Source organism: Mycobacterium sp. (assembly GCF_032161845.1).
Taxonomy (GTDB): Bacteria; Actinomycetota; Actinomycetes; order Mycobacteriales; family Mycobacteriaceae; genus Mycobacterium.
The window spans coordinates 1-3,040 of record NZ_JAVRQA010000226.1; the positions used below are offsets into that span (position 1 = coordinate 1).

Annotated in this window: 4 protein-coding genes; 1 reads left to right on the top strand and 3 read right to left on the bottom strand. The window is 66.6% G+C overall.

Features of this window, described 5'->3' with window-relative positions:
• A partial coding sequence (locus tag QOD90_RS13065; protein ID WP_526350288.1) for an AMP-binding protein occupies positions 1 to 1,008 on the top strand: 1,008 nt, incomplete at its 5' end.
• Here the strand turns inward: QOD90_RS13065 and QOD90_RS13070 are convergent.
• From QOD90_RS13070 to QOD90_RS13080, 3 genes are all read right to left on the bottom strand, one after another.
• A complete protein-coding gene (locus tag QOD90_RS13070) occupies positions 1,001 to 1,621 on the bottom strand; it encodes a TetR family transcriptional regulator (protein WP_526350290.1) in 621 nt (206 codons plus the stop codon). The two genes, QOD90_RS13065 and QOD90_RS13070, sit on opposite strands and share 8 nt — an antisense overlap.
• A complete protein-coding gene (locus QOD90_RS13075) occupies positions 1,618 to 2,691 on the bottom strand; it encodes an NAD(P)H-dependent amine dehydrogenase family protein (RefSeq protein ID WP_526350292.1) in 1,074 nt (357 codons plus the stop codon). Before QOD90_RS13075 ends, QOD90_RS13070 begins: the two co-directional genes overlap by 4 nt.
• Positions 2,692 to 2,710: 19 nt before the next feature.
• Positions 2,711 to 3,040 (bottom strand): SDR family NAD(P)-dependent oxidoreductase (locus tag QOD90_RS13080; RefSeq protein WP_526350294.1); only part of this gene is annotated, 330 nt, incomplete at its 5' end.

Sequence of the window (3,040 nt, forward strand, 5' to 3'; positions counted from 1 at the left end):
GGATTCCTCGTCGTGCCGATGTACTTCGGTGCCGAGCTGGTCAAGATCACGCCGATGGACTTCCTGACCGACATCCTGTTGTGGGCGCGCCTCATCGACAAGTACCACGGCACGATGACCGCGGCGCCGAACTTCGCGTACGCCCTGCTCGCCAAGCGACTGCGCAGGCACGCCACGCCTGGCGAATTCGACCTGTCCTCGCTGCGGTGGGCTCTGTCGGGGGCCGAGCCGGTCGATCCCGCCGACGTGGAGGATCTCATCGAAGCGGGTGAACCCTTCGGGCTACGTGCCGACGCCATGCTTCCCGCCTACGGAATGGCGGAAACCACCGTCGCCGTGTCATTCTCGGAATGCGGTGGCGGGCTGGTGGTCGACGAGGTCGACACCGATCTGCTGGCGGCGCTGCGGCGGGCGGTGCCCGCGAGCAAGGGCGGCAAGACCACGCGGCTGGCGTGCCTCGGCCCCCTGTTGGCCGGACTCGAAGCGCGGGTGGTCGACGACGTCGGCTGTCTCCTGCCGTCGCGATCGGTCGGAGTGATCGAGCTGCGCGGTGATTCCGTGACCCGCGGCTACATGACCAAGGGTGGCTTCGTCGACGCCCAGGATGCCCAGGGTTGGTATGACACGGGCGATCTCGGCTACCTGACCGAACGGGGCCACGTTGTCGTGTGCGGCCGGGTCAAGGACATCATCATCATGGCGGGCAGGAACATCTATCCGAACGACATCGAACGGGCCGCGGGACGGGTCGCCGGCGTCCGACCCGGATGCGCCGTCGCCGTGCGCCTGGACGCTGGGGACTCCCGCGAAGCATTCGCGGTGGCAGTCGAATCCAATGCATTCGAGGATGCCGCGGCAGTCCGCCGCATGAAGCACGACATCGCGCACGAGGTCGTCGCCGAGGTCGAGATGAGACCACGCAACGTGGTGGTGCTCGGACCGGGCACCATCCCGAAGACGCCGTCGGGGAAGCTGCGACGCGCATCGTCGGTGTCGCTGGTCAGCTGAGATCGCGGCCCTCGAAAACGGTTCTCGCCGAGAGGTAAAGCGTCAGCATGTCGATCAGGGTTTGACGTTGTCGGCTCGAGTCATATGGCGCAGCCGAGACCATTTGCGGCAGAGTCCAACCGCGTAGGCATGCCCAGATCACTCCGCCTATCGCGGCGCCGTCGCCATCGGGAACCAGCTTGGCGCCAAGCGTGTCGAGCCCGGCGTTCAGCTCGGCGAGATGCCGGTTGAGCCTTCTGTTCCGGCCGACTCGGGTGGCCACCAGGATCTCCTGCGCTGCCATCGACGTCGGGTTGCTGAACGCCGGCCATGCGGTCTCGACGACGGCCGAAACCCGTTCTTGCAGTAAACCGTTCGGAAGGTCGACGTCGGCGAGACACCGTCGCAGCCCGGCGAAGCCTTCGTCGACGTCGTGCATGAGGAGCTGGTCGCGGTCGCCGCAGTGATAGTGTATGTCGGCCCAGCTGACACCCGCCCGCTCGGTGATGTGCTTTGCACTCGCCGCGCCGAACCCCTCCTCGAGGATGCAGGCGACGGTCTCGGCGATGATCGCGGCCCGCGTTTCGTCGCCGCGCTGTTGACGGGTCTCGCCGCGGCGCGTCGGCGCCGTCATCGCATCACCCCGTGAACCTGGTCGATCGGGAGATCACGAAGTGCAACCAGGCCCGGCGGCGCGGAACACACTGCCGCGACGGCGTTGACCACCTTCGCCGCCGTGGCGATCACACCGCCGTCGTTCTGGTCGAGGTCGCCGGAACCGACGTGTGCATTGATCTCGACGCCCGGCCGTCCCGCCACCACGACCCGATGGACGCCGCCGTGGCCCTCTGGCGGGTATGGCCAGTCGGGCGCAGCGGCCTCAGTGAGTCGGTTCACGTGCTCCATGACGATGACGGGTTCGCCGCCCTTCATCCCCTCGACCGCGAAGCGCACCGCGGCGACGTGACCGGGTGCGACGTGCATCATCACGCAGTCGATCTCGACCGGCGTCACCCATGTCTCGTGGCGCTCCCGCACTTCGTCCAGTTCGATACCGAGACAGTCCGCCAGGTGCTTGACGGGGCCGCCCCAGATCGACCGCAGCACGCCGGGCAGGAACATCACTGGCAGGTCCTGCTCGGGGGTGAAGCCGAAACCGAAGCTCACACCGGTGAATTCGGCGTCATCGTAGCTGCCGTAGTCGAAGATCTCCTGGACCAGCACCGAGGTCGCGGACTGACTCAAGCTCAGTGCGGCGAACGGCAGCATGTCACCGGAGAAGCCCGGATCGATACCGTTGACGTACATGGTGGCGCCTCCTGCACGGCACGCCGCCTCCAGCGGGTCGCGAAGCCAGGAGTCGGCGGCGTCGGGGTTGATCAGCCACACCAGCGAGGTCGCCACCACATTGGTTCCCGCGCGAAGAAAGGCCGTGATCTCGGCAAGCGCCTCCTTCGGCCGCGTTTCACCCTGCGAGGTGTACACGACACAGTCCGCGCCGAGCTCGATCAACGCATCGAGGTCATCGGTGGCGCGTACGCCCGTCGGGACGTCGACTCCGCACAACTCGGCGGCGTCGCGGCCCACCTTCGATGGGCTGCTGGCGTGCACACCGACGAGTTCCAGGTCGCGATGCTCGATGATCTGCCGCAGCGCGTGCTGCCCGACGTTGCCGGTCGAGAATTGAATCACTCTGAGGGTCAAGGAAACTCCGTCGGTCGTCTCATAGCAGATCGGTGATCGTCTTGAGCCCGGCGTCGTAGAGGACACCGGGCAGCATGCCGCCGTCGATCTCGATCGTGGTGCCGTTGACGTAGTCGGCCTGCCCGCTGCAGAGATAGACGCACGTCCGGCCCACTTCGTCGGCGCCACCTGCTCGCCGAAGAGGTACCTTCGCGAAATACTTGCTGCCGTCCTTGTCGTCGGAGGGCAGGACGAAGCTCTGAAAGTTGTCCGTCATCGTCGGCCCCAGCGCCAGACAGTTCACCCGGATCTCGGGCCCCCACTCCTGGGCGAGCGACCGCGTCAGGTGATTGAGGCCGGACTTCGCGGC